The 26,846-nt window shown below is 59.3% G+C and carries 24 protein-coding genes; 16 read left to right on the top strand and 8 right to left on the bottom strand.

Going from position 1 to position 26,846, the window contains the following annotated elements:
- Positions 1-9: 9 nt before the first annotated feature.
- Positions 10-471 (bottom strand): manganese-binding transcriptional regulator MntR, encoded by a 462-nt coding sequence (gene mntR / locus EKL29_RS00760; protein WP_120451675.1) that lies wholly within the window; start codon positions 469-471, stop codon positions 10-12.
- 266 nt (positions 472-737) lie between these two features.
- On the opposite strand from mntR, the gene EKL29_RS00755 reads away from it, so the two are divergent.
- The gene (locus EKL29_RS00755; protein ID WP_120452843.1) at positions 738-932 is read left to right on the top strand and encodes a hypothetical protein; all 195 of its coding nucleotides are present in this window, start codon (positions 738-740) and stop codon (positions 930-932) included.
- 159 nt (positions 933-1,091) lie between these two features.
- On the opposite strand, the gene ompX is transcribed toward EKL29_RS00755, so the two are convergent.
- Positions 1,092-1,604, bottom strand: coding sequence for an outer membrane protein OmpX (gene ompX / locus EKL29_RS00750; RefSeq protein WP_120451674.1), 513 nt, complete (start codon positions 1,602-1,604; stop codon positions 1,092-1,094).
- A gap of 376 nt (positions 1,605-1,980) precedes the next feature.
- On the opposite strand from ompX, the gene rhtA reads away from it, so the two are divergent.
- The 6 genes from rhtA to ybiO all read left to right on the top strand — a co-directional run bounded on the left by rhtA (position 1,981) and on the right by ybiO (position 8,786).
- A complete protein-coding gene (gene rhtA, locus EKL29_RS00745) occupies positions 1,981-2,892 on the top strand; it encodes a threonine/homoserine exporter RhtA (RefSeq protein ID WP_126688601.1) in 912 nt (303 codons plus the stop codon).
- A 327-nt stretch (positions 2,893-3,219) separates the two neighbouring features.
- Positions 3,220-3,723 (top strand): DNA starvation/stationary phase protection protein Dps, encoded by a 504-nt coding sequence (gene dps / locus EKL29_RS00740; protein ID WP_033751449.1) that lies wholly within the window; start codon positions 3,220-3,222, stop codon positions 3,721-3,723.
- 323 nt (positions 3,724-4,046) lie between these two features.
- Positions 4,047-4,793 carry a glutamine ABC transporter substrate-binding protein GlnH gene (glnH, locus tag EKL29_RS00735; protein ID WP_126688958.1) on the top strand — a complete coding sequence of 249 codons (747 nt, stop codon included), beginning with the start codon at positions 4,047-4,049 and terminating at the stop codon, positions 4,791-4,793.
- Positions 4,794-4,867: 74 nt separating this feature from the next.
- Positions 4,868-5,527 (top strand): glutamine ABC transporter permease GlnP, encoded by a 660-nt coding sequence (gene glnP, locus EKL29_RS00730; RefSeq protein ID WP_120451667.1) that lies wholly within the window; start codon positions 4,868-4,870, stop codon positions 5,525-5,527.
- Entirely contained in the window at positions 5,524-6,246 is a 723-nt protein-coding gene (gene glnQ, locus EKL29_RS00725) for a glutamine ABC transporter ATP-binding protein GlnQ (RefSeq protein ID WP_120451666.1), read from the top strand. Before glnP ends, glnQ begins: the two co-directional genes overlap by 4 nt.
- A gap of 266 nt (positions 6,247-6,512) precedes the next feature.
- Positions 6,513-8,786, top strand: coding sequence for a mechanosensitive channel protein (gene ybiO / locus EKL29_RS00720; protein WP_126688600.1), 2,274 nt, complete (start codon positions 6,513-6,515; stop codon positions 8,784-8,786).
- 2 nt (positions 8,787-8,788) lie between these two features.
- Here ybiO and rlmF read toward each other — a convergent pair whose 3' ends face one another.
- Positions 8,789-9,709, bottom strand: a complete 921-nt coding sequence (rlmF, locus tag EKL29_RS00715) for a 23S rRNA (adenine(1618)-N(6))-methyltransferase RlmF (RefSeq protein WP_126688599.1) — start codon at positions 9,707-9,709, stop codon at positions 8,789-8,791.
- A gap of 141 nt (positions 9,710-9,850) precedes the next feature.
- Here rlmF and EKL29_RS00710 point away from each other — a divergent pair, with 141 nt between their 5' ends.
- On the top strand, positions 9,851-10,483 hold the full coding sequence (locus tag EKL29_RS00710; protein WP_126688598.1) for a flavin reductase family protein: 633 nt from the start codon (positions 9,851-9,853) through the stop codon (positions 10,481-10,483).
- Between the two features lie 19 nt (positions 10,484-10,502).
- Here EKL29_RS00710 and hutG read toward each other — a convergent pair whose 3' ends face one another.
- On the bottom strand, positions 10,503-11,294 hold the full coding sequence (hutG, locus tag EKL29_RS00705; RefSeq protein WP_126688597.1) for an N-formylglutamate deformylase: 792 nt from the start codon (positions 11,292-11,294) through the stop codon (positions 10,503-10,505).
- The gene (hutI, locus tag EKL29_RS00700) at positions 11,291-12,508 is read right to left on the bottom strand and encodes an imidazolonepropionase (RefSeq protein ID WP_126688596.1); all 1,218 of its coding nucleotides are present in this window, start codon (positions 12,506-12,508) and stop codon (positions 11,291-11,293) included. The genes hutG and hutI overlap by 4 nt, the downstream gene beginning before the upstream one ends.
- A gap of 84 nt (positions 12,509-12,592) precedes the next feature.
- On the opposite strand from hutI, the gene EKL29_RS00695 reads away from it, so the two are divergent.
- Positions 12,593-13,948: a formimidoylglutamate deiminase gene (locus tag EKL29_RS00695; RefSeq protein WP_126688595.1), complete on the top strand. Its 1,356-nt coding sequence runs from the start codon at positions 12,593-12,595 to the stop codon at positions 13,946-13,948.
- Positions 13,945-14,484, top strand: coding sequence for a HutD family protein (locus EKL29_RS00690; RefSeq protein ID WP_126688594.1), 540 nt, complete (start codon positions 13,945-13,947; stop codon positions 14,482-14,484). Before EKL29_RS00695 ends, EKL29_RS00690 begins: the two co-directional genes overlap by 4 nt.
- On the opposite strand, the gene hutC is transcribed toward EKL29_RS00690, so the two are convergent.
- Complete coding sequence (gene hutC, locus EKL29_RS00685) at positions 14,468-15,223, bottom strand: histidine utilization repressor (RefSeq protein WP_120451649.1); 756 nt, start codon at positions 15,221-15,223, stop codon at positions 14,468-14,470. The two genes, EKL29_RS00690 and hutC, sit on opposite strands and share 17 nt — an antisense overlap.
- Positions 15,224-15,487: 264 nt before the next feature.
- Between hutC and hutH the strand changes: the two genes are divergently transcribed.
- From hutH to EKL29_RS00670, 3 genes are all read left to right on the top strand, one after another.
- Positions 15,488-17,047: a histidine ammonia-lyase gene (gene hutH / locus EKL29_RS00680; RefSeq protein WP_120451647.1), complete on the top strand. Its 1,560-nt coding sequence runs from the start codon at positions 15,488-15,490 to the stop codon at positions 17,045-17,047.
- A gap of 10 nt (positions 17,048-17,057) precedes the next feature.
- Positions 17,058-18,743, top strand: a complete 1,686-nt coding sequence (gene hutU, locus EKL29_RS00675; RefSeq protein WP_126688593.1) for a urocanate hydratase — start codon at positions 17,058-17,060, stop codon at positions 18,741-18,743.
- A 177-nt stretch (positions 18,744-18,920) separates the two neighbouring features.
- Complete coding sequence (locus EKL29_RS00670) at positions 18,921-20,072, top strand: M20 aminoacylase family protein (RefSeq protein ID WP_126688592.1); 1,152 nt, start codon at positions 18,921-18,923, stop codon at positions 20,070-20,072.
- Between the two features lies 1 nt (position 20,073).
- Here the strand turns inward: EKL29_RS00670 and ybiB are convergent, their stop codons facing one another.
- Both ybiB and dinG read right to left on the bottom strand, forming a co-directional pair.
- On the bottom strand, positions 20,074-21,042 hold the full coding sequence (ybiB, locus tag EKL29_RS00665; protein WP_126688591.1) for a DNA-binding protein YbiB: 969 nt from the start codon (positions 21,040-21,042) through the stop codon (positions 20,074-20,076).
- Between the two features lie 55 nt (positions 21,043-21,097).
- A complete protein-coding gene (gene dinG / locus EKL29_RS00660) occupies positions 21,098-23,275 on the bottom strand; it encodes an ATP-dependent DNA helicase DinG (protein ID WP_126688590.1) in 2,178 nt (725 codons plus the stop codon).
- A gap of 182 nt (positions 23,276-23,457) precedes the next feature.
- Between dinG and EKL29_RS00655 the strand changes: the two genes are divergently transcribed.
- From EKL29_RS00655 to EKL29_RS00645, 3 genes are all read left to right on the top strand, one after another.
- A complete protein-coding gene (locus EKL29_RS00655; RefSeq protein WP_126688589.1) occupies positions 23,458-24,441 on the top strand; it encodes a LacI family DNA-binding transcriptional regulator in 984 nt (327 codons plus the stop codon).
- A 123-nt stretch (positions 24,442-24,564) separates the two neighbouring features.
- Positions 24,565-25,374 (top strand): inositol monophosphatase, encoded by an 810-nt coding sequence (locus EKL29_RS00650; RefSeq protein WP_126688588.1) that lies wholly within the window; start codon positions 24,565-24,567, stop codon positions 25,372-25,374.
- Between the two features lie 105 nt (positions 25,375-25,479).
- A complete protein-coding gene (locus tag EKL29_RS00645) occupies positions 25,480-26,838 on the top strand; it encodes an MFS transporter (RefSeq protein ID WP_126688587.1) in 1,359 nt (452 codons plus the stop codon).
- Positions 26,839-26,846: the final 8 nt, after the last annotated feature.

The following is a 26,846-nucleotide window of genomic DNA, read 5'->3' as shown; positions in this document are numbered from 1 at the left end:
GCCCGGTGATTAATGACGGCTTTCGTAAAATTTCTGGAAGACGGCCAGTGTTTCATCGCTAACGTGATGTTCGATGCCTTCGGAGTCACGACGCGCGGTTTCCGGGCTGATACCCAGCGCGAGCAGGAAAGTTTCGACGATATGATGGCGTGCGCGGCTCTCTGCCGCCAGCTTTTCCCCTTCCCCGGTCAGGAAGACGCCGCGGTAAGGAACCTGTTCGACCAGCCCGGCGCTGCTGAGTCGTTTCAACATTTTGGCCACGGTGGGCTGCGAGACGCCCAGTCGCGCCGCCATATCAACCTGGCGCGCCTCGCCGAATTCACCAATCAAATCTGAGATCAACTCAACGTAGTCATCGATCAGTTCGCGACGATGGGCTTCGCGTACCTGTCGAAATCCTTCGACATGCTCTTCGATATCTTTCAGGGGTCCTTGCGGAGCGGACACCCCAGTTTTGGCACGACGACTCATTCAGCTTCCTCTTTATTATGCTCCGCGCTCGCGTAGCGAGACGGATTTGCTGCGCTCATTGTAAACCAGGCACAAAGAAGCTCAAATTTTTCGTAAATAGCATTGGCTACAGGGTATAGCCAGTGCTATATTTGTCGATATTGTAGGCAAACGCGCTGACAATGGAGAGACGATCGTGCAGGATCCTTATCTGTTATTACTGCTGTTTCTCTTGTTTGTCGCCGGACTTTGCCTGCTGTTACGACGTTACTGATTGGGAGGTCGATATGAGCACCATGAAATGCTGCCTTGACTGCGGCAAATGCTTCCAGACAGCGCAACCGGCTTCATCTTCATCGCTGAAGGCCTGGCTTTGCCTGCTGAGCCGCTCCCCGTTTTCACTTCGCCTGATGCTGGTTGAAAAGCTGCTGGGCACGAAACGCAACGATCGCGACTGCCCGAATTTAATCTGGCGCGGCTAACGCGCATCTTCTCTCAGGCAGCCTCTGCTTTTGCCAAGGCTGCTCGCTCATCTTTTTCTCCGCTTTAACGCTCCGCCACCCCGTAGTCGTTCAGCTAAAAAAGAGATAAAAAAAACGGCCGCGAAGGGCCGTTTTTTCTGCAACTGGTCTAAGCAAAACTTAGAAGCTGTAACCTACGCCAGCAATCCAGGTGCCAACATCGACGCTACGGATACGGCTCTGCTCGTAACCTACGTCAATAGCGAAGTCCTGGTACGGGTTGAACTGCAGGCCGGCACCGTAAGAGAAGCCCACGTCGCTGGAGTCGCCTTTATCACGGACAACAGTGTCGTTCTGCTGGAATTTGCCGTAGCCGATACCAACCACGCCATAGATGCTCGCCCAGTCGTTCAGACGGTAAGCAGGACCAGCGGTGAAACCGTAGTACTGGCCTTTGCTGTACACGCCAGCATCAGTACGATCTTTTTCGGTGTAAGTGAAAGAACCGATCCAACCCAGCGGGTTAGAGCCGTCTTCATAACGGTATTTCAGGTTGAAACCGTTCGCTTTGTTAGCCACGCCCTGATAGTCGGACTGAGCGTAACCGCCGGTGACTGTGCTCTGCGCCATTGCGGAACCCGCAGAAACTGCCAGAACACAAGCCAGTGCTGAAAGACATGCAATTTTTTTCATAACCACCTCAAATGTGATAATACTTCTCTCCTGACAACGCTGAAAATATAACAAAACTCAGCAAGAAACTCTGCCCGCAAATTATTGTCTAACAGAATGTTTGGTGTAACAGAAAGTTAATGAAGCTTCCTATGCTATTCATTTTGCTTGAAAAAATCGTCATTAAACTGCAATGAATTTCCTGGAAGAAAAATTGTCCTTTAAGTTAATTCCTAAAAAAACCTGACATTTCTTTACGGAACTGGCCCTGGAATGGGTTAAATTTCGCGCAGTAGCCTCAGCATTTTCCTGATTGTCTCCTCTGCATTTACCCCTGTTTCGATTAAACTGAACGTCTTGTTACCTCTGTGTTAATCATCAAGGACGCGTTTACAGGATGTCTCTCTCTTTGTCAGGTAAAAGCTCTGCGCCAGCCGTTTCGGTTGCTGTGCTGCTGATTGCGATGCTGTCGCTGCAGGGCGGCGCGTCGTTAGCGAAATCTCTTTTCCCCGCGGTTGGCGCCACTGGCATCACCGCGCTGCGTCTTGGGCTTGGCACCCTGATGCTCTGCGTTATCTTCAAACCCTGGCGGCTGCGCTTCACGCGTGAACAGCGCCTGCCGTTGCTGCTCTACGGGCTGGCGCTGGGCTGTATGAACTTCCTGTTTTATCTGTCGCTGCGTACCGTGCCGCTCGGCGTCGCGGTGGCGCTGGAATTTACCGGTCCGCTCACGCTGGCGCTGCTCGGCACGCGCCGTCTGCTCGATTTTGTCTGGGTCGTGCTGGCGGTCGCCGGTCTCTGGTTTCTGCTGCCGTTCGGCGACAGTATGAAAACCATCGATCCGCTGGGTGCCGCGCTGGCGGTAGGCGCAGGCGCCTGCTGGGCATTATATATTCTGGCGGGACCGCGCGCCGGGGCGGAACATGGCCCGGCTACCGTTGCGATGGGCTCCTTAATCGCTTCAGTTATCTTTGTGCCGCTGGGATTAACGTTCGCTGAACCCGGCATCTGGCACTGGAGCGTTATCCCTGTCGCGCTTTTAGTCGCCCTGCTCTCCAGCGCCATTCCTTACTCGCTGGAAATGGTCGCCCTGACGCGTCTGCCGGCACGTATTTTCGGTACGCTGATGAGCCTTGAACCTGCCGTCGCGGCCCTGTCGGGAATTTTATTCCTGGGCGAAACGCTCTCCCTGAAGCAGAGCCTTGGTCTGCTGGCGATAATTCTGGCGTCAGCTGGCGCGACGCTGACGCTTAAGCCCAGAAATTCCCAGCTAAAAAAGGTTAAAATAACCACACCGCCACAGCCATAACTTATTACGCCTGCGCATAACGCAGGCGAATAATATTCGGAAGTTGAAGATGGCTTTATTTTAACCAACGATACACACTCTTATTATCATTCTGAAACATACTGTATAAAGCCATGCGCCTCATCGCCCCAATTGTCTGATATTACAGCAGTAAAAATAAAGCATCTGTCGCTGTTACTCTTTTTGCAGATAATTACCGCGTAAACTTTATCCGTAAATGCCATCTATTTCAGCCATCGCTAAACTCAATCCTGCAAACACGCAAAGCGCTGCTATACTTATTCCCGTGCTTGATTAGGACAACCCATCAAAGAGAGGATTCATACGATGAGTACCGCAAAACTGGTTAAAACGAACGCTTCCGATCTGCTTTACACCCGTAATGATGTGGCTGACGACGAGAAAAAAGCCACCATTGAGGTGCTCAACCGTCTGGTGGTGGAATTTATCGATCTGTCGCTGATTACCAAGCAGGCGCACTGGAATATGCGCGGCTCAAACTTTATCGGCGTGCATGAGATGCTGGACGGTTTCCGTACCACTATTACCGATCACCAGGACACCATTGCTGAACGTGTCGTGCAGTTAGGCGGCGTGGCGCTGGGCACCACGCAGGTCGTTAACGACAGAACGCCGCTGCAGAGCTATCCGCTCAATATTCACAGCGTACAGGATCACCTGAAAGCGCTGGCTGACCGTTACGCCATCGTCGCGAACGATACGCGTAAAGCGATTTCAGAAGTTAAAGATGAAGACACCGCAGATATCTTTACCGCGGCATCCCGCGATCTGGATAAATTCCTGTGGTTTATCGAATCCAACATCGAATAACAACGTAAAGCATTATCAGGCGGGGAGACCCGCCTTTTTTGTGCCTGCTTAACAGGAAAATTACTATTTTTTGACCTTCATAACATTTCTGAACGCCTCTTCTTCCCACGCTTAATACCGCATGCAAAGGTGCGATTGCACCAAAATCTCCCTGTGCACCTTTTTGGTGCTTCATTTTGGTGCAAAAGTTTTTACCGTTGCAAAATCGTGTCAGCTTTCAGGTTTAACCTATTGATTGTGGTAAAAATGAAAAGTTGGCATACTTTTTTCATATGGTAAGCCGTAAACGCCGCTTTCGGGCCGGGAAGTAATAAGGAAAAATGATGAAGTCACTGTTTAAAGTCTCTGTGGCCGCGCTGGCGCTGGCCTTCTCACTCTCTTCCACCGCAGCAGAAAAAAAACTGATCGTCGCCACCGATACCGCTTTCGTTCCCTTTGAGTTCAAGCAGGGCGATAAGTATGTCGGCTTCGACGTCGATCTGTGGGACGCCATCGCTAAAGAGCTGAAGCTGGACTATACCCTGAAGCCGATGGACTTCAGCGGCATTATCCCGGCGCTGCAGACGCGCAATATCGACCTGGCGCTGGCGGGCATTACCATCACCGACGAGCGTAAAAAAGCCATCGAGTTTTCTGACGGCTACTACAAAAGCGGCCTGCTGGTGATGGTGCGCAACAATGAGAACGATATTAAAGGTATCGACGATCTGAACGGCAAAGTGGTCGCGGTGAAGAGCGGCACCGGTTCTGTGGATTACGCTAAGGCACATATCAAATCTAAAGACCTGCGTCAGTTCCCGAATATCGACAACGCTTATATGGAACTGGGCACCAACCGTGCCGATGCAGTGCTGCACGACACGCCGAACATCCTTTACTTTATCCACACCGCTGGCAAAGGCCGCTTCAAAGCGGTAGGCGAATCTATCGAAGCGCAGCAGTATGGCGTCGCGTTCCCGAAAGGCAGCGACGAACTGCGTGAGAAAGTAAACGGCGCGTTGAAGACCCTGAAAGAGAACGGCACCTATAACCAGATCTACAAAAAATGGTTCGGCAGCGAACCTAAATAATAATTTTTTGATTTTATTTTGAGCAGGGACGCGTTCCCTGCTTTTTTCCATCGCAACAAAACTGGAGTCACACCATGGAGTTTGACTGGAGCGTCATCTGGCCCGCTATGCCGGTGCTGATTGAAGGCGCGAAAATGACCCTGCTGATCTCGGTTCTCGGCCTGGTCGGCGGACTGATTATCGGTCTGGTCGCCGGCTTCGCCCGCGCCTACGGCGGCTGGATCGCCAATAATCTCGCGCTGGTCTTTATTGAGATCATTCGCGGCACCCCTATCGTGGTGCAGGTGATGTTTATCTACTTCGCCCTGCCGATGGCCTTCCCCGATCTGCGCATCGATCCGTTCACCGCTGCGGTGGTGACCATCATGATCAACTCCGGCGCCTATATCGCTGAGATCACGCGCGGCGCGGTGCTGTCAATTAACAAAGGCTTCCGCGAAGCGGGCCTGGCGCTGGGTCTGTCACGTCGTGAAACCCTGCGCTATGTCATTATGCCGCTGGCGCTGCGTCGTATGCTGCCGCCGCTCGGCAACCAGTGGATCGTCAGCATTAAAGATACCTCGCTGTTTATCGTTATCGGTGTGGCGGAACTGACGCGTCAGGGCCAGGAAATCATTGCCGGCAACTTCCGCGCGCTGGAGATCTGGAGCGCCGTAGCGATTATCTACCTCGTGATTACCCTGGTGTTGAGCTTTGTGCTGCGCCGTATTGAGAAAAGGGTGAAAATCCTGTGATTGAATTTAAAAACGTCTCGAAGCATTTCGGCCAAACCCAGGTGCTGCACGATATCAACCTGAAGATTAACCAGGGCGAAGTTGTGGTGATTATCGGCCCCTCCGGCTCAGGCAAATCGACGCTGCTGCGCTGCATTAACAAGCTGGAAGAGATCACCAGCGGCGATCTGATCGTCGACGGCCTGAAGGTGAACGATCCCAAAGTGGATGAGCGTCTGATCCGCCAGGAAGCGGGCATGGTATTCCAGCAGTTCCATCTCTTCCCACAGATGAGCGCGCTGGATAACGTCGCGTTCGGTCCGATCCGCGTACGCGGCGCAAAGAAACAGGATGCGCATAAGCTGGCGCGCGAGCTGCTGGCGAAGGTTGGCCTGGCCGAGCGCGCGCACCACTTTCCTTCCGAACTCTCCGGCGGCCAGCAGCAGCGCGTCGCCATCGCCCGCGCGCTGGCGGTGAAGCCCAAGCTGATGCTGTTCGATGAGCCAACCTCTGCGCTGGACCCCGAGCTGCGCCACGAGGTGTTGAAGGTGATGCAGGATCTGGCGGAAGAAGGCATGACGATGGTAATCGTGACGCATGAAGTCGGTTTCGCGCAAAAAGTCGCGTCGCGCCTGATCTTTATCGACAAAGGCACCATAGCGGAAGATGGCGATCCCGATACGCTGATCACCCAGCCACCAAGCGATCGCCTGCGCGAGTTCCTGCAGCACGTTTCCTGATTTGCCGGGCCGACACGCGTCGGCCCACCGCGTGCAGCGCGGATACGCACCTCTTCCCTGAGGTGCGCCCGCCTCGAGGCCAACGCGCCGGGCGGTACAAAAACGCTTCCAGCATTTCGCAAGACGCTTCGCTCTTTTCCTCTGCCAGCCCCCTTTTTACCACCCGCGTTTCACTAACCGGACGATAAGTGCCTTTCAGAACTTTCACTCCCTGCGCCTGACTATACTTTTCCACCTGTGAGCCAGAGGTTGCTAAGGAGAAAGCCATGTCGTCAGCCCACATATGTTGTCGCCTGTTGCGACAAGGGATCGCGCTGTTACTGCTCTGCTGTTTTGTGCTGCCCGCCGCGCAGGCGGTGACGCTGCCTCAGGCGGCCGTCGCGGCGCAGCAGTCGACTGGCTCCGCCAGCGGCGCGCAAAAAGAGCCGACGCTTGACGAGAAAAAAGCCGCTTACGCCGCGCTGGCGAATATTCTGGAAGATGACCAGGCACGTAAGGAACTGATTGATCAGCTGCGCGGCGCCTCCACCGCGACGGCAAAGGATAATACGCCTGCGCTGACGCCGCCGACCGAAAAGGAGGAGGAGAAAACCGTCCTGCAGGGCGTAACGGATGTCACCCGCGAATTTGGCGGCGACGTGGCGCAAAAGTTCGCCCGCCTGCATGACAATATCGCCTATGCGCCGCACAAGGCGTTCAACCCAGACACCTTCTTCAATGCGCTGCGACATTTCGTGGTGCTGGCTGCGGTGCTGTTTGCGCTTTACTGGCTGCTGCGCCGTCTTATTGCGCCGCTTTATCGCCGTATGGGGCACTGGGGACGGGCGAAGAACCGCGAGCAGCGTAACTGGATACAGCTGCCGGTGGCGATTATCGGCGCATTTATCATTGATTTGCTGATGCTGGCGCTGACGCTGTTTATCGGTCAAATCATCAGCGACAATTACCACGGCGACAGCCGTACTATCGCCTATCAGCAAGGGCTGTTCCTGAACGCCTTCGCGCTGATTGAATTTTTCAAGGCGGTGCTGCGTCTGATATTTTGCCCCGCCTTCAGCGACCTGCGCTTCTTTCACCTCAGCGACGGGCGCGCCCGCTACTGGAACACGCGTCTGAGCTGGCTCTCCGGCCTGATTGGCTACGGACTGCTGGTGATCGTGCCGATTGTCTCTAATCAGGTTAACATGCAGGTCGCGGCCGTGGTTAACGTGCTCATTATGGGCATCATGACCGGCTGGGCGCTCTTCCTCATCTTTTCCAACCGCCGCTCCATTCATTTTGCCCTTCAGGCGCTGTCGGATCGCAGCATGGCGTTTTTCGCCTTTTTTATTCGCGCCTTCGCGCTGGTGTGGCACTGGCTGGCGAGCGCCTACTTTATCGCGCTGTTTCTGCTCTCTATTTTCAATCCTGGCGACAGCCTGAAATTTATGATGTCGGCGTCGGTGCGCACGCTGGCAATTATCGGCATCGCCGCCTTTGTTTCCGGCATTCTGACGCGCTGGATAGGCAAAACCATTACGCTTTCGCCCGATCTGCGCCGTAACTATCCGGCGCTGCAAAAGCGCGTCAACGACTGGGTGAAGGCGCTGCTGAAGCTGGCGCGCATTATTACCGTGTTCGCCACGCTGCTGCTGCTGCTCAACGCCTGGAACCTGTTCGATCTCTGGCACTGGCTCACGGTCGGGGCGGGTGAAAAAATGGTGGACGTGCTGATCCGCATCGTAATGATCCTGCTGCTCTCCGCTGTCGGCTGGACGGTGCTGGCAAGCCTGATTGAGAGCCGACTGGCTTCTGATTCTCACGGCCGTCCGATGCCGAGCGCCCGCACCCGCACCCTGCTGACGCTGTTCCGCAACGCGCTGGCGGTGGTGATCAGCACTATTACCATTATGATTTTGCTGTCTGAAATCGGCGTTAATATCGCGCCGCTGCTGGCAGGCGCGGGCGCGCTCGGCCTGGCGGTCTCCTTCGGCTCGCAAACGCTGGTCAAGGATATTATTACCGGCATCTTTATTCAGTTTGAGAACGGTATGAATACCGGCGATCTGGTGACTATCGGCGCCATTACCGGCACGGTAGAACGGATGTCGATTCGCTCGGTGGGCGTTCGTCAGGATACCGGCGCCTACCACATCATTCCCTGGTCTTCGATTACCACCTTCGCCAACTTTGTGCGCGGCATCGGCTCGTTTGTCGCCAACTATGACGTCGAGCGCGGCGAAGACAACGAACGTGTTAACCGCGTCCTGCAGGAGGCGGTTAATGAGCTGCTGGAGAATGCGGATATCCGCGGCATGGTGATTGGTGAACCGAACTTCGCCGGACTGGTGGGGTTAACCAATCAGGCCTTTACCGTACGCGTCTCCTTTACCACCCAGCCGCTGAAACAGTGGACGGTGCGCTTTGCGCTGGACACCATGGTGAAGAAACATTTCGATGCGGCCGGGATTAAGGCGCCGCACCAGACGGTAGAGGTGATGCAGACCGGCAACAGCGTGGCGAGCGCGACTGCCCTGCCCGCGCTGCCGGCGCCGGAGTAAGGCTATTTCGCCAGCCGCTGCGCGCGCGTCGCGGCTGGCATAAAGCTCCAGGCGAGAAAGCGGCTCTGCTTCTGACCCTGCGCCATATTCACGACCCGCACCTCTGTCGCATCAAGCGCCTGCAGCTGTTTTTCCAGCGCGGGCAGATTCTCGCGGCGCGACACCAGCGAGGTAAACCAGATGCACTGGCGCGCCAGCGCCGCGCTTTCGGCGATCATCTTGCCAACAAAGGCTTTTTCGCCCCCTTCGCACCATAGCTCGTTGTGCTGGCCGCCGAAGTTGAGCGGCGTCGCGCTCTCCAGCTTCAGATTGCGCACTTTCCGCTGCGAACCGGCCGCCGCCTCTGCCGCCGAGGCGTGGAACGGCGGATTACATATTACGGCGTGAAAGAACTCGTTTTTATTCACCACGCCCGCCAGTACCGCCTGGGGATCCTTCTGACGGCGCAGACGAATGGCGCGCGATAGCCCGGCGTTGGCCGCCACGATGCGGTTAGCCGCCTTCAGGGCCGCCTCGTCGATATCGGTGCCAGTAAAACGCCAGCCATACTCCGCATGACCAATCAGCGGATAGATGCAGTTTGCGCCGCAACCGATATCCAGAATATCCGCTTGTGGGATCGCGCCGCGATTATCATGCGCCAGCAGATCGGCCAGGTAGTGCAGGTAATCGGCGCGGCCCGGTACTGGCGGACAGAGCGCACCAGGGGCCAGCTGCCATTCGATGCCGTAAAAAAGTTTCAGCAGCGCCTGGTTCAGCAGCATGACCGCTTCCGCATCGGCAAAATCGATCGACTGCGCGCCGTAGCCGTTGGGCCGCACTTTTGCCGCCAGCGGCGGGTGCGTGGCGGTCAGCGCGGCGAAGTCGTACTCGCCCTGATGGCGGTTGCGGGCGTGGAATAATTTACTGGCTGGCTTGTTCATGGCGTCTCCCGTTTTGCAGGCGCGTACAATACGCCGCAGCGTCGGGAAAATAAAGCCGCACAATCCGCTTACATATTTCTTCCCGATGCAGCTGATGCTGTAGCGCTAAGATATTGTTAACACTTCGCTACGGGATAAAAGATGACGCATAAACGCTACTCCTACCAGCCGCGCGCCGGTCACGGTCTGCCGCATGACCCGCTCAATGCCATTATCGGGCCGCGTCCGATTGGCTGGATCAGTTCGATTTCCGCCGCGGGTCAGCGCAACCTGGCGCCCTACAGCTTCTTCAACTGCTTTAACTACCATCCGCCGATCATTGGCTTCTCCAGCACCGGCTGGAAAGACAGCGTGCGCAATATCAGCGAAAGCAAAGAGTTCGTCTGGAACCTGGCGACGCGCTCGCTGGCGGAGGCGATGAATGAGAGTTCGGCGTCGGTGCCGCCGGATCAGGATGAGTTTGCGCTGGCGGGCGTAACGCCGCTGGTCGCCTCGCAGGTGAAGGCGAGCCTGGTGGCAGAGAGCCCGGTAAACTTCGAGTGCCGCCTGACCCAGCTGATTCAGCTGCAGGATGCGCAGGGCAACCCGATCGACAGCTGGCTGGTGCTGGGCGAGGCGATTGCGATTCATATCGACGAATCGCTGCTGGATGAAGGTATTTATCAGACGGCGCGCGCCCAACCTATTCTGCGCGCCGGCGGGCCGAGCGCCTATTACGGCATCAGTGAAAACGAACGTTTCGATCTGATGCGTCCGGACGCGCGCCGCCGCTAAAGAGACGGCGCGCCAGCCGCTATGACGGCCTGCCGCGTTCGATAAAGCTTTGCACAAGCGGCTTCAGCACTTTCTGCAGCGCTGAAGCCCGCTCCTGCCGCCAGGCGAACGGCGGCGTCTCATCCATATAATTCAGCTGCGCCAGCTCCAGCTGCACCGCCTGAACCTGCTCTTCCGGCTGACCGTAGGCGCGCGTAATGTAGCCGCCCTTAAAGCGTCCGTTCACCACCCAGCTATAGTCGCTCTGCGCCGCGCAGACCGCCTCCAGCCCTTGCGTAACCTCGGCGCGACAGCTTTTGCCGTCGTTGGTGCCGATATTCAGATCGGGCAGACGTCCTTCGAACAGGCGCGGGATCACGCTGGCGATAGAGTGGGCGTCAAACAGCAGCGCATAGCCATGTAGCGCTTTCAGGCGCGCCAGCTCCTGCTGGATCTGCTGATGATAAGGCTGCCAGATATCTCTGAGATAACCTTCGCGCTGCGCCGCTGAGGGCGTTTTGCCTGGCGCAAAGGTCGGCGAGCCGTCAAACAGGGTGTCCGGATAGAGTCCGGTAGTGGCCGTAGCGTAGAGCGGCTGATTATCTGGCGGACGATTCAGGTCGATCACAAAACGCGAATAGTGGCCGATCAGCACGCTGGCGCCGAGGTCGCGTACAAAATCGAACAGCTGCGGAATATGCCAGTCGGTATCCGGCAGGCCGCGCGCCGCCTCGCTCAGCCCGGCTTCTACCTCCGGTGTAAGCTGCGTACCGGCGTGAGGAATACTGACCAGCAGCGGCAGGCTGCCCGGCGTAAAGAGAAAAGGTGTCATTGCGCTTCTCCGCGATAGATAACGGTACAGGGCAGCTCGCCGCCCAGCCAGTAAACCAGTTCCGCCGGGCGCGCCAGCGGCCAGTGGACGAAGTTTGCCACTTTGCCCGCCTCCAGCGAGCCGTGGGTTTGCTGCAGCCCCAGCGCTTTCGCGCCCCACAGCGTGACGCCTGCCAGCGCCTCTTCCGGCGTCATGCCGAACAACGTGCAGCCCATATTGAGCATCAGGCGCAGCGACAGCGCGGGCGAGGTGCCGGGATTCGCGTCGCTGGCCAGCGCCATTGGCACCTTATGCTGACGAAACAGCGCCACCGGCGGCCGCTGGGTTTCCCGCAGCAGATAGAAGGCGCCGGGCAGCAGCACAGCCACCGTGCCCCGTTCACCCATCGCCCGCGCATCCTCTTCGGTCGCATATTCCAGATGATCGGCGGAGAGCGCGCCGTAGCTCGCCGCCAGTCGCGCCCCGCCCAGCGAAGAGAGCTGCTCGGCGTGCAGCTTGACCGGCAGACCCAGCTCGGCGGCCTTGTCAAACACGCGCGCCACCTGCGCCGGGGAAAAGGCCAGATGTTCGCAAAAGGCGTCTACCGCGTCCGCCAGCCCGTTGGCTTTCACCTGCGGCAGGATGCGCTCACAAATCAGATCGACCCAGCCGTCGGGATCCTGCTTAAATTCCGGCGGAAAGGCGTGCGCCGCCAGACAGGTCGCCAGCACGTCGACGGGCGCGCTCTCGCCAAGTCGCCGTATCGCGCTCAGCATACGCAGCTCGCTCACCTCATCCAGCCCGTAACCCGATTTGATCTCTACCGTGGTCACTCCTTCCGCCAGCAGACGATTGAGCCGCCAGCGCGCCGAGGTCACCAGTGACTCCTCGCTGGCTTCGCGCGTGGCGCGAACCGTCGAGAGAATGCCGCCGCCCTGCGCCGCGATCTCGGCATAGCTAACGCCGTTGAGACGCTGCTCGAACTCTGCGCTGCGGTCGCCGCCGAACACCAGATGGGTATGGCAGTCGATCAGCCCTGGCGTCAGGATACCGCCGTCAAACCGGTGCTGCTGGCGCGGCGTAAAGGCGGGCATCTCCGTGCGCGGCCCTACCCATACCAGCTCGCCACCATCCACTGCCAGCGCGCCATCCTCAATGATGTGATATCTGCCTTCGCGCATGGTGACCAGATCGGCCCCCAGCCACAGGCTGTCGATCGCTTTGCTTTCCGCCATCACGCCTCTCTCCGCTACGGACGATTTACTCCGTCCTTTAAAGTATGTATATGTATATACAACTACAGCCGTTGAGGATCAACTATGGCAACCTGTTTTGCTCCACGCGCGCTGCTGGCCGATGGCTGGCGACATCAGGTGCGCATTAGCGTTAATGACGCAGGCATCATTGAAAGCATCACGCCCGACAGCGACCCGCAAGGCGCTATCCCGCTGCCTGGCGCGGTGATCCCCTCTGTCGCCAATCTGCATTCGCACGCGTTCCAGCGCGCAATGGCCGGGCTGGCAGAAGTGGCGGGCGACCCGCAGGACAGCTTCTGGACCTGGCGCGACCTGATGTATCGCATGGTGCAGCGTCTGACGCCGGAGCAGGTCGGCGCTATCGCCGCGTATCTCTATATCGACATGCTGAAAGGCGGCTATACCCAGGTGGCGGAGTTTCACTATCTGCATCATGACGCCAGCGGCGCGCCCTACGCGCAGGACGATATGCTGCAGCAGCTGATGCTCGCCGCCGACAGGGCCGGTATCGGCCAGACGCTGCTGCCGGTGCTCTACAGCCACAGCGGCTTCGGCGCGCAGCCGCCGCTGCCGGGCCAGAAACGCTTTATTCAGCAAACCGACGCCTGGTTGCGGCAGCAGGAGCGGCTGGCGGAGGCAGTGCGGGATAAGCCGCTGCTCAATCGCGGCCTCTGCTTCCACTCGCTGCGCGCGGTCAGCGAAGCGCAGATGCGCGAGGCGCTAGAGGCGAGCGATAAGAGTCTGCCGGTGCATATTCATATCGCTGAGCAGGAAAAAGAGGTCAACGACTCCCTGGCCTGGAGCGGCGAGCGGCCGGTAGAGTGGCTGTTCAACCGCTTTGAGGTGGATGCGCGCTGGTGTCTTATCCACGCCACACATCTGGACCCGCGTGAAATCGAGCGGCTCGCTGCCAGCCGCGCGGTGGCCGGGCTCTGCCCCACCACCGAGGCCAACCTCGGCGACGGTATTTTCCCGGCGACCCATTTTATCGCCCAGGGCGGACGCTGGGGCATCGGCTCCGACAGCCACGTCTCGCTCAGCGCGCTGGAAGAGTTGCGCTGGCTCGAATATGGCCAGCGGCTGCGCGATCGTCGTCGCAACCGGATTATCACGGCGGAGCAGCCGTCTGTGGGCGATCTGCTGTGGCGCGGCGCGGCGCAAGGCGGCGCGCAGGCGTGCGGCGTCGCTCTCGGCGAGCTGTCGCCGGGCAAGCGCGCGGACTGGCTGGTGCTGGCGGAGGATGCCTGGCTCGAGAGCGTCGGGGATGACGCGCTGCTTAACCGCTGGCTCTTTGCCGGACGCCGCGAACAGATCCGCGACGTGTGGGTTGCGGGTCGCGCGGTGGTTGAAGCGGGACGCCACGCGGAGGAGGAGTCCTGTGCGGCCGCGTTTCGCCAGGCAATGGCGGCGCTGCGATGAGGACGCGCTTCTGTTATGCCGACCTTCAGGTCAGTCGCTGGCGCAACGGCGGCGGCGAGACGCGAGAAATCATCAGCTATCCGCCGGGCGAAGCAGATTTCGCCTGGCGCGCCAGCATCGCCACCCTCTCCCAGGATGGCGCATTCTCGCGCTTTCCCGGTATCGATCGGGTGATTACCCTGCTGCGCGGCGACGCGGTCGCGCTTAGCACACCCGCCCTCACGCATACGCTGAAACCGCTTCAGCCCTGGCGCTTTCCTGGCGAATGGGCGATCCACGCCGCGCTGCGCGGTGAAAGCGAAGACTTTAACATTATGACGCGGCGCGACAGCTGGGAAGCGCAGGTGGATGTCATTGCTCAGACGGCCGCCAGCCTGCACGGCGTCGCCTGGGTTACCGCGGGCGAGTGGCAGCTGGAGAACGGCGAACCACTATGCGCCGCTGAAGGCGTATGGTGGCTGGATGAGGAGACGCAGCTGACGCCCGCGACGCCGGACGCGCAGCTGCTGCTGACGCGCCTTAGCCGTGTCCCTTAAAGCGGCCAAGCAGCTTATAACGCGAGCCGGGATAGAGCAGTCGGGCGTAGGTCACGATTTTGGTGTCGCTCCAGGTCTGGCGACGGATCAGCAGACAGGGCTCATGGTCATCCAGCGACAGATATTTACGCTGGCGCGCATCGGGCAGCACCGCTTCAACGATATGCTCACCCGCCGTCAGGGGCGCAACCTGCATCAGATAGGTATAGGGCGTGAGCTGGTGGTAATCCTGGCTCAGGTAATCGGGTGCCACCAGCGGGTTAACCAGGCGATCCTCCAGCTGCACCGGCAGGTCGTCTTCGTAATGCACGATCAGCGAATGAAAAATGGTCTGGCCAGTGCTTAAGCCAAGCACCGCCGCCTGCTCGGGATCGGCTTTATTCTGGCCGATCGCCAGGATCTGGCAGCGATGCTGGTGTCCGCGCTGGGTGATTTCATCCGCGATATTATGCACTTCAAGCATCGCCGTGTAGCCTTTCATCTCCGCGACGAAGGTGCCGACGCCCTGCATGCGCACCAGAAACCCCTCGCTGGTCAGCTCGCGTAGCGCGCGGTTAATTGTCATACGGCTCACGCCCAGCTCGTTGACCAGTTCGCTTTCGGACGGCACGCGCTGGTTCGCCTTCCAGCTGCCCGCGCGGATCTGGCTGATAATCGCCTGCTTCACGCGCTGGTAAATTGGGGCTGGCTCATCGCTCATCGCGGCCGCCAGCTGTGCTATTGCCGAATGCTCGACCATATTGATTTCCTTATTACGCTAATACCTGAAGTTTACTGTCTCATCACGTAAATGTATATACATCTGCAGCCGCCTCTGCCCCGCCCTCTGACCGCCGCCGCGCGATCTAATTTGTGATCGCGCTGGCATAGCAAATGCTTATAGCTTGCCACTTGTATAGACAAGAATAGACACTTGTGTTTCACTCGATTTTATTCGCTGCGCAGAGTGAAACCGGTTCAGGTTTTTGCTTTCCGCGCTTACTTGTATAGACAGGAGTAGACTATGTCAGGTTCGGCTCAGGCTATCCGCCTGGTTCCCGGTGAAGTAGAGCTTGCCACGCTGCGCAGGATATATCAGGGCGGCGTCACACTGACGCTTGATGAGCGAGCGCAGGAAGCCATTTTACGCGCCCAGCAAACCGTGGACGATATCGTCGCTTCCGGCAAGGTGGTGTACGGCATCAACACCGGTTTCGGCAAGCTGGCGCAAACGCAAATTCCCGCCAGTCGCCTTGCCGATCTGCAGCGTAACCTGGTGCTGTCGCACAGCGTCGGCCTGGGCGATCTGCTGCCCGACAACGTGACGCGCCTGGTGATGGCGACCAAAATCATCAGCCTGGCGCGCGGCCATTCCGGCGTGCGTATCGCGCTGATCGAGGCGTTGCTGAAGCTGTTTAACGCAGGCGTAATGCCCTGCATTCCTGAAAAAGGCTCGGTAGGCGCGTCCGGCGATCTCGCGCCGCTTGCCCATCTCTCGCTGATGCTGCTGGGAGAGGGCGACGTGCGCGTCGACGGCGCACTGATCCCGGCACGTGAAGGTCTGGCCTCCGTCGGGCTGACGCCGTTTGTGCTCGGTCCGAAAGAGGGTCTGGCGCTGCTTAACGGCACCCAGGTCTCGACCGCGCTGGCGCTGCGCGGCCTGTTTGAGACGGAAAACCTGCTGGCCGCCGGACTGGTAGCCGGGGCGCTGTCGCTGGAGGCGATTAAAGGTTCGCTGAAACCCTTCGACGCGCGTATCCACCAGGCGCGCGGCCAGCGCGGCCAAATCGCCGTTGCCGCTGCGGTGGAGAGACTGGTCAAAGGCAGCGAAATTCTCGGCTCGCACGTTAACTGCGGCCGGGTGCAGGACCCCTACTCGGTGCGCTGCGTGCCGCAGGTGATGGGCGCCTGCCTTGATAACCTCACCCACGCCGCGCGCGTGCTGCAGATTGAATCCAATGCCGCCTCTGATAACCCGCTGGTGTTCAGCGACAGCGGCGACGTCATCTCCGGCGGCAATTTCCACGCCGAGCCGGTAGCCTTCGCCGCCGACATTATCGCGCTGGCCGTCGCTGAGATTGGCGCGATCTCCGAGCGCCGCATGGCGCTGCTGCTTGATACCGGTCTTTCGGGTCTGCCGCCCTTTCTGGTGCGCGACGGCGGCGTTAACTCCGGCTTTATGATTGCGCAGGTCACCGCCGCCGCGCTCGCCTCAGAGAATAAATCGCTGGCTCATCCCGGCAGCGTCGACAGCCTGCCGACCTCAGCCAACCAGGAAGATCACGTCTCGATGGCGACCTATGCGGCGCGCCGTCTCGGCAGCATGTGCTTTAACACCGCCGCGGTCGTCGGCATCGAAGCGATGGCGGCGGCTCAGGGCATCGAATTCCATCGCCCGCTGCAAAGCTCCGCGCTGCTTGAGCAGGAGATTGGTCGCATTCGTCAGCAGGTCGCCTTCCTTGAGGAAGATCGTCTGCTGGCGCCCGATATCGACGCCATGCGTCTCTGGGCCAGCCGTTCCGACTGGCCCGATTTTCTCACGGCGCTGCTGCCCAGCCAGCAGACCGTCTCTTCTGGTGAATAAGGAATCTGCTATGAGCGAAACTCTCTCCCGGGCCGTGGCGCGCGAAGTGCGTGCGCCGCACGGCACCACGCTGCACTGCGCCAACTGGCTGATCGAAGCCGCCTGGCGCATGATCCAGAATAACCTCGATCCCGATGTGGCCGAGCGGCCTGAAGATCTGGTGGTCTATGGCGGCATCGGCAAGGCGGCGCGCAACTGGGAATGCTTTGAACAGATCCTGCGCTCCCTCGAACTGCTGAAACCCGACGAAACGCTGCTGATCCAGTCGGGCAAGCCCGTCGGCGTATTCCGTACCCACGCCGACGCGCCGCGCGTGCTGCTGGCGAACTCCAACCTGGTGCCGCACTGGGCCAACTGGGATCATTTTCACGAGCTGGATAAAGCCGGGCTGATGATGTATGGCCAGATGACCGCGGGCTCCTGGATCTATATCGGCGCGCAGGGCATCGTACAGGGCACCTACGAAACCTTCGTCGAAGCGGGCCGTCAGCACTATAACGGTGACCTCGCTGGACGCTGGATCCTGACCGCCGGTCTGGGCGGCATGGGCGGCGCGCAGCCGCTGGCGGGCGTGCTGGCGGGCGCCTGCGTGCTGGCTATCGAGTGTCAGGAGTCGCGCATCGATTTTCGTCTGCGCACCCGCTACGTTGATCATAAAGCCTACACGCTGGATGAGGCGCTGAAGCTGATTGAAGAGGCGACGCAGGCGAAGCGAGCGATCTCCGTCGGCCTGCTGGGCAACGCCGCTGAAATTCTGCCAGAGATGGTAAAACGCGCCCGCGCAGGCGGACTCAGACCGGATATCGTGACCGATCAGACCTCAGCGCACGATCCGGTGAACGGCTATTTGCCCATCGGCTGGGACGTGGCGCGCTGGCAGTCCGAACGCGCCAGTTCGCCGAGGGCGGTGGAAAAAGCGGCGCGCGCCTCCATGGCGGTGCACGTGCAGGCGATGCTCGACTTCTGCCATATGGGCATCCCGACGGTGGACTACGGCAACAATATCCGTCAGGTGGCGCTTGATGAGGGCGTAGAGAACGCCTTTGATTTCCCGGGTTTCGTGCCGGCCTATATTCGTCCGCTGTTCTGCGAAGGCAAAGGGCCGTTCCGCTGGGTGGCGCTGTCGGGCGATCCGGAAGATATTTATAAAACCGACGCCAAACTCAAGGCGCTGTTTCCGCATCATAAAAGTCTGCATCGCTGGCTCGATATGGCGCAGGAGCGCATCGCCTTTCAGGGCCTGCCGGCGCGTATCTGCTGGCTGGGGCTGGGCGAGCGCCATCTCGCCGGGCTGGCGTTCAACGAGATGGTGCGCAACGGCGAGCTGAAGGCGCCTGTGGTGATTGGCCGCGATCATCTCGACTGCGGTTCTGTCGCCTCGCCAAACCGCGAAACCGAGTCGATGAAAGATGGCTCCGATGCGGTATCTGACTGGCCGCTGCTTAACGCCCTGCTGAATACTGCTGGCGGCGCGACCTGGGTAAGCCTGCACCACGGCGGCGGCGTCGGCATGGGCTTTTCGCAACATGCAGGCGTGGTGATTGTCTGTGACGGCAGCGAGCAGGCCGATCAGCGTCTGGGCCGCGTGCTGTGGAACGATCCCGCGACGGGCGTAATGCGTCACGCGGACGCTGGGTATGAGCGTGCACAGGCCTGTGCGGCTGAACACGGGCTGAAGTTGCCGATGATGAAGTAAAAGGCGTCAGGGCGGCGGGCGCTGACCCGCCTGCTCTGCCTGCCTGTATAGCAAGGGGCCTCCGCCCCTTATGCTCTTTGGTTCTGACCTATAGCCAAATTCCTGGCCCGCAAGATAGACGCGCCTGCGGCTTGCCACTACAGTGGAGATTCATCATTACCAGGAGCGCGATTCCGCATGACCTTATCCCCTGCCCTGCTCGACAAAGCCCAACACTGGCGTCATCAGATTCACCTTGAACCGGAACTCGGTTATCAGGAGCATAAAACCAGCGATCTGGTCGCTCAGGAGCTGGAGCTGGCGGGGCTACAGGTGCATCGCGGTCTGGCAGGCACGGGCGTTGTCGGTACGCTGCGCAATGGCGAAGGCCCGGTTATCGGGCTACGCGCCGATATGGACGCCCTGCCCATCACCGAGAAAGGCGCGCCGCAATGGCGCTCAAAGCGTCAGGGCGTGATGCACGCCTGCGGTCATGACGGGCATACCGCGATCCTGCTGGCGGCGGCAGTGCAACTGGCGGCCACGCGTCGCTTCCGCGGCACGGTGCACTTTATCTTTCAGCCCGCCGAAGAGAATCTGGGCGGCGCGCGCAAAATGGTCGAAGATGGCCTGTTTCAACGTTTCCCTATGGATGCCATCTATGCGCTGCATAACTGGCCGGGAATGCCGGTCGGGTCGCTGGCGGTCAATCCCGGCGCCATGATGGCCTCGCTCGACTCCTTTGAAATTACCCTTAACGGCAGAAGCTGCCATGCGGCGATGCCGGAGAGCGGCGCCGATCCTATGGTCGTGGCCGCTGAACTGATCCTGGCGCTGCAGACCATACCGTCGCGTCGCCTTTCGCCGCTCGCCTCGGCGGTGGTCAGCGTCACGCAGATCCATGGCGGCGAAGCGATTAATGTTATTCCGGAAACGCTGGTGCTGCGCGGTACGGTGCGATGTTTGCAGACCGACGTACGCAATAAAGTACGCGGTCTGATTGAAGAGTTTGTCGCGACGCTGCCGCGCCCGTTCGGCGTCAGCGGCGAGATCCACTGGTTCCCTGGCTATCCGGTCACCGCTAACCACGTCGGACCGGCTGAACAGGTGCGCGCGACGGCGCAGCGGATGCTGGGCGAGGAGCAGGTCCGCTGGCAGGTGAACCCCTCAATGGCGTCGGAAGATTTCGCCTGCATGCTCGATGTCTGTCCCGGCGCTTACTTCTGGCTGGGCGCGGATGGCGCTATCCCTTCCGCGCCGCTGCACAATGCCGAATATGATTTTAATGACGCGCTGATCCCGCTGGGCGTGGCGTTCTGGCAACGTCTGGTCGAGGAGGCGCTGCCGTAAATTACCACCCCGCGTCGCTCAGGCGCGCCAGGCCCGCTTCCAGCGACTCGCACTCTCCACTGGCGCGCAGGCAGCAGGCGATTTGCAAACGCAGCGCCTGCGGCACCGGGCGCTCGCCGTTAAGCACCGTTTCTGTCCAGCGCGCGGTCACCTCAGCCGATTTTTCAGTCGGCAGCTCAAGCGACGCCTCCGGCTGACGTTCTACCCACACTTCCGCTTCGCGTCCCGCGCCGGGAATAAAGCTGATCGCCGGACAGCGCTGCGGATTTGCATAAACTTCCCCTTCGGTGCCGTTCAGGAGAATCGCGGGCGCATCGATCTCGCTAAAGAACTTACCGACGCGCGGCACATATTCCGGATGCGATACGCTGGAGAGGCGCAGCGCTTCGCGTTCGCCGAACGGCGTCGCCAGCTTCACCAGCGTATGCGCGCTGCTGCGGACTCCCATGCGCCAGCGCAGCGAAAGCTGCTTCGCCATCGGCGGGCAGAGATGGTCAATGGTGATAAAGGCGAGTTCGCCCTTATCCAGCGCCGCCTGCGTATGCGCTTGCGTCGTCAGCGCCGCGATACCGAGCGCGGCGAACACCGCCTCGCTGGTGACGCGCGTTGGATCGTCGCTGACCCCGTGCACCAGCACCGGAAAGCCCAGGCGGTTAAGCAACAGCGCCAGCAGCGGCGTCAGGTTGCCCTGACGGCGCGCGCCGTTGTAGCTCGGGATAACAATAGGCTGCGGACGATGCGCGGGCGCCTGCAGCGACATCATGCGCGCCTGCATCGCCTGATAGAAACCGCGCATCTCCTCTTCGCCTTCGCCTTTGATGCGCAGCGCGATCAGAATGCCGCCCAGCTCCAGATCCGGCACTTCGCCCGCCAGAATCGCCGTATAAAGCGCCTGCGCGGTGGCAAGATCAAGATCGCGCGCGTGGTTTTTGCCGCGCCCGATCTCTTTAATCACGTTGTTCAGTTCCATTCATCGCTTCCGGTCAGGGGCCGCTACCTGTCGGCGGCCGAAACAGAGTAATTCGTTAACGCTTCGCCGCCGGTCGCCGGGTGGGATGCCGCTTGCGACCGGCCTGGGTCGGCGCGCTTTTCACCTTCAGCGGGGCGGGCGCTTCCGGCTGTTCGATTGGAAACACCGGCAGCGCGGCCAGCAGGCGACTGCCGTAGGCTTTACTCAACAGGCGGCGATCGTATATCACGATTTCGCCGTAGCACTGATGGCTGCGGATCAGACGCCCTACCTGCTGTATCAGCGTAAAGGAGGCGCTCGGCAGGCTCTGCACTTCAAAAGGGTAACGGTTCAGGCTCTTGAGCCATTCGCCCTCGGTCAAAATTACCGGACTGTCCACCGGCGGAAAAGCGATTTTATGAATATGCACCTGACTCAGCAGTTCGCCCTTCAGATCCAGCCCTTCGGCGAACGACTGCAGGCCGACTAAAATGCTGGTTTCGCCCTTCGCCACCCGTTTACGGTGCAGCTCGACCATGCGCGAGCGCGGCTGGTCGCCCTGCACCAGCATGGTCAGACGCAGTTCCGGCAGCTGAGCGACGAACTGCTGCATCGCGCGGCCGCTGGCGAACAGCACCAGCACGCCTTTATGCTGCGCCTTTTCCATCTGCTGACGGAAAAAGGCTGCCATCTCGGCGATATGCTCCGCTTCGTTAGCCAGCAGCGGCTCATAGCGCATCTGCGGGATCACCAGCTTGCCCTGTTCGACGTGGTTGAACGGCGAGTCGAGCGCCACGAAACGATCGCCTGCTTTTTCGTTCAGGCCCGACATCTCCTGCAGGCGACTAAAGCTGTTAAGCGAGCGCAACGTGGCGGAGGTCACCACAACATGGGGGATTTTGCGCCATAACAGTTTCTCCAGCTGATCGCTGACGCGGATGCCGGCGCAGTGAAACAGCAGATGCGCCTGCCCCTCGCGCAGCTCGCGCGTAATCCACTTGGAAACTGGCGCGCCCGACGCTTTCGGCATCGCCGCCAGCCGCCACAGTTTGCTGACCGACTCAAACCAGCCGAACTGGCGGTTAAGCTGCAGCAAATTACGGTGCAGACGCATCAGATCGACGCTGCCGGTCTGCTCGCTGAGGGCGTTGATCAGCCCTTCCGCCAGCCCGCGCAGCGCGTCGCTCAGCTTAAAGAGGCGCGCGCAGAGCGCCAGCAGCTCTTCGGGCAGCTCGCCCAGCACAAAGCGAAACTCGCCCGGCTGATTATCGGCGGGCAGCAGCGGATTGAGCGCCTGGCTCAGGGTGGTCAGCAGCTCGCGCAGTTCGTCGCAGTGCGCTTTAAGGCGCTCCGGGTTGCTGAGCGGCGGCGGCGATTTCGGGCGCATCTGCGTCATAATGCCCTCCACCAGCCGCACAAAGAGGTCAAGCTGCAGGCTGCTCCAGCCCGGCGTGATATCCGCGCTCATTTCCAGCGCGTCGCGCGCCACTTCGGGCAGATGGTGTCCTTCGTCCAGCACCAGCATCAGATGCTTCGGCGGCGGCAGCACCGACTCGTTTTCCATGGCCGCCATGACCAGCGCATGATTAGCCACCACCACATCCACCTGTTCGATTTCGCGGCGGGCAAGGAAGAACGGACATTCACGGTACCAGCGACAGTGCGCGCCGAGGCAGCTCGCTTTGTCGGTAGAGAGGCGCTGCCACAGGCTGTCGCTGATGTTCTCTTCGCTGTGATCGCGCAGCCCATCCCAGGCGTAGCTGCCGAGCGATTTCTCCAGGCGGGCGCATTGCGTCTGCTCCTCCTGCGTGCTGCTGACCGCCTCGTCGTCGAGATAGAGCAGCAGATCGCCCTGGTGATCGTCACTGGCCGCCAGCGCCGCCAGGTTGCGTGGACAGACGTAGCGTCCGCGTCCGAACGCAGCGGTAAAGGTGAGATCGGGTATGATCTTTTTCAGCAGCGGCAGATCTTTGGTAAATAACTGATCCTGCAGCGCCACGTTGGCGGTGCTGACGATCAGCCTTTTCTCTTCGGCGCGACTCGCCGCAATGCCGGGGATCAGGTAGGAGAGCGTTTTGCCGACGCCGGTCGGCGCTTCAATCGCCAGGTGGCGCGCATCGTCGCCCGCCAGACATTTCGCGACTTCGGCGATCATCTGGCGCTGCGGCGCGCGAGGAATAAAGTCCGGCACCTGCTGCTGTAGCGCCTTATACCACTGCGCTATCTGGCTTTTTATTGCTGCTGTCAGGGCCATAATCATTTACCGCGGGGTGAAAACGGCCTGTATTTTTACACAGTAATCCGCCAGCGTCAGCTACAGGCCGCATTTTTTCGCGCCGCCTCGACGTCTCCGTATAACGCCTTTCTGCTGAAGCGCTGGATTCTGCGGCGGCAGATGCATAAGCTAAGGCCCATTCTTTCGGACGCAGGTGCGGCATGAGCGAAAAGAGTAAAAACTGGGTAAAAGCGGAAGATGTCGCCCGCCTGGCAGGGGTCTCACGTTCTGCGGTGTCGCGCACCTTCACGCCCGGCGCATCGGTGGCGGAAAAAACGCGTCAGAAGGTGCTTGCCGCCGCAGAAGAGCTGGGCTATCAGGTCAATATCATCGCCCGCGCCATGAATACCGGCAGCAGCAATTTTATCGGCATCGTAACTGCAGGCTTCGATAACCCTTTTCGCAGTAAACTCCTCGCGCCGCTCGTGCATCAGCTGGCGCTGCATGGCCTTATCCCGCTGCTGATGAATGCGGACGATCCGCAACAGCTGGCGCCCTCGCTGAAACAGTTGCTGAGCTATCACGTCGCTGGCGTCATTATCACCTCAGGCGCGCCGCCGCTCTCGCTGGCGGAAGAGTATCTGGCGCGCAAAATCCCTGTTACGCTGATAAATCGACATGCCGATTTAGCGGGCTGCGACCGCGTCGCCAGCGATAACAGCCAGGGCGCGCACCTGATTGCGCAGCACTGCACAAATCGCGGCTGGCGAAAGATAGGTTTTATTGGCGAAGATGCTCACCATTTTAGTACCAGTCAACGCTATCAGGCGCTGAAAAAATTACTGGGCGATCGCCTTGTCGCTACGCGATTTTTCCCTGGCGGCGGCTATGAGGCCGGACGCGCTGCTGCTAGTGAACTGTGTGAAGAGCAGCCCGATCTGGAGGCTCTGGTCTGCGCTACCGATATGCTGGCGCTGGGGGCTATCGACGGACTAAAGGCTCATGCTTCGCGTCCCGCCGTTACCGGCTTCGATGATATTCCTCAGGCGGCATGGGATCCGTATCAGCTAACAACCGTTCAGCAGGATACTGCGCTCCTTGCCCGGCATGCTGTGGATCTGCTGCTCACGCGCATCGCTCAGTTCGATCTGCCGCCGCGCCAGCGCGCCGTACCCGTGAAATTAATCGTTCGACGCAGTGCATAATGGAAGATTCATTTTATGCGGCGTCGGTCACAGACTAATCGATTACGCCCCTTCACACTCATGCCAGCCCTGCGGGGTTAATTTTTTCCCTTCAAATGCACACGTGTGCAAAAAGGAGTGTTGATGCATCATTCTGACAACAGTGAACGGTTAAACCGTTACCGCTTTGCCTGCGAGCTGGCGGAAACAGGCGGCAGACTCGCTTTCCAGTACTACCAGAAACGCGAAGAACTGCCTGTCGATCATAAGGGCGAGGATGCGCAGGATGTCGTCAGCCTGGCCGATCGCGAAGTAGAAGCGCTGGTGAAATCACGTATAGCGCAGAGCTTTCCTGAAGATGGTTTTTTAGGTGAGGAAAGCGGATTCGCTCAAGATGGGGCGCGGGTGCTCTGGGTGGTGGATCCCATCGATGGCACCAGCAGCTTTCTCAACGGCCTGCACACCTGGTGCCTCTCGCTGGCGGTCATAATCGACGGCGAGCCGGTGATAGGCGTCGTTTACGATCCTAATCACGGCGAGCTGTTTCACGCCTGCAAAGGAAGTGGCGCCTGGCTAAACGATCGTCCCATAACGCCTCATCCGGCCGAAACAGTCGCGGATGGCGTGATGGGGGTGGGTACATCGCACCGGGTCACGGCCGCCGAGTTTCTGCCCTTTCTCGACGCTCTGCTGCAACAGGGCGGCATGTTTGTCCGCAACGGCTCAGGCGCGCTGATGAGCGCATGGGCGGCAGCGGGCCGTCTCATTGGCTACTACGAGCCTCATATGAATCCCTGGGATGGCTTGCCCGGCATCGTGTTAATGCGCGAGGCGGGCGGCCTGACTAATCCCTATCTCGCAGAGGACGGCATTAAGCGCGGGAACCCTGTTCTGCTGGCGAGCAAAACGCTTTACCCGCAGTTAAAACAATGGGTTAAGCAAAACCTCGACTAACCTGCGGCACATCTTTCCGTAAATGATATACGCACGCTATACCGGGATTCGCTTTCAGGGATGACAGATTTATCAGACACGCCTCTACCCTACGGAGACAGGATAATGTACGGATTGATCGGTTTTTTCCGGGCGGCCCCGGCGAAGCACGCCGCGCCCCTGAACGCAGAACGTTTTCGCTTCGTTCGCTGGCAAACTTTTCTGGCGATGACGGCTGCCTATGTCACGTTCTACGTGTGTCGGCTCTCCTTTACCGTGGCGAAAAGCGCCCTGGTGGAACTGGGCCTCTCCCCTTCTGAACTGGGCATGATCGGTTCCGCCCTCTTTTTTAGCTACGCCATCGGTAAGCTGGTTAATGGTTTCCTTGCCGACCATGCCAACGTTGTTCGCTTTATGAGTCTGGGCCTGCTGATTAGCGCAGCGATGAATTTGATGATGGGCATGACCACTAACGCCATGCTGCTGGCGATCTTCTGGGGCATAAACGGCTGGGCGCAGTCTATGGGCGTCGGGCCTTGCGCTGTCTCGCTGGCGCGCTGGTACGGTAATAAAGAGCGCGGCACTTTTTACGCCATCTGGTCTACCGCGCACAACATTGGCGAAGCCCTGACCTATATGGTCATCGCTGCGGTAATTGCCGGTTACGGCTGGCATATGGGCTATCTCTCCACCGCAGCGCTTGGCGCGGCAGGTATCGTCATCATGCTATTGTTTATGCGTGATTCGCCGCAAAGCTGCGGTTTTCCGTCGATTCAGACGCTGAGCGACGAGCCGCACGAAGGCGATGATAACAAGGGTTCGGTATTTAAAAACCAGCTTTTCGCCCTGCGTAACCCTGCGCTCTGGACGCTGGCGCTCGCCTCCGCCTTTATGTATATCGATCGCTATGCCGTTAATTCATGGGGAATTTTCTTTCTCCAGCAGGGCAAGGCCTATACCACTGTTGAAGCCTCTGGCATTATCGGCGTCAATGCCATCGCGGGTATTATCGGCACGATTATGGCTGGTATGCTGTCGGATCGTTTTTTTCCGCGCAATCGCAGCGTGATGGCCGGTTTTATCAGTTTGCTCAACACGCTCGGCTTCGCGCTCATGCTCTGGTCACCGCATAACTATTACACCGATATTCTGTCGATGGTTATCTTCGGCGCGACTATCGGCGCGCTGACCTGTTTTCTTGGTGGATTGATTGCTGTCGATATTTCATCGAAAAAAGCTGCCGGCGCCGCACTGGGCACTATCGGCATCGCCAGCTATGCGGGTGCCGGGCTGGGCGAGTTTCTCACCGGCATGATTATCGACCAGACCTCGCTGCGGGAGAATAATAAAATCCTCTATGATTTTCATACGTTATCCCTGTTCTGGGTCGCCACGGGCCTGGTTTCAGCACTGTTATGTTTCGTCACGGCCGCTATTGTTGCGCGACGTCACGCTATCGAACAGCGCACCTCCTTTTCATCTTAGCCTCTCCC

It is taken from the genome of Pantoea sp. YU22, from assembly GCF_003970755.1.
Lineage (GTDB): Bacteria > Pseudomonadota > Gammaproteobacteria > Enterobacterales > Enterobacteriaceae > Pantoea > Pantoea piersonii.
Note: the sequence above shows the minus strand (reverse complement) of the source record. Positions and strands in the feature narration are given on the sequence as shown.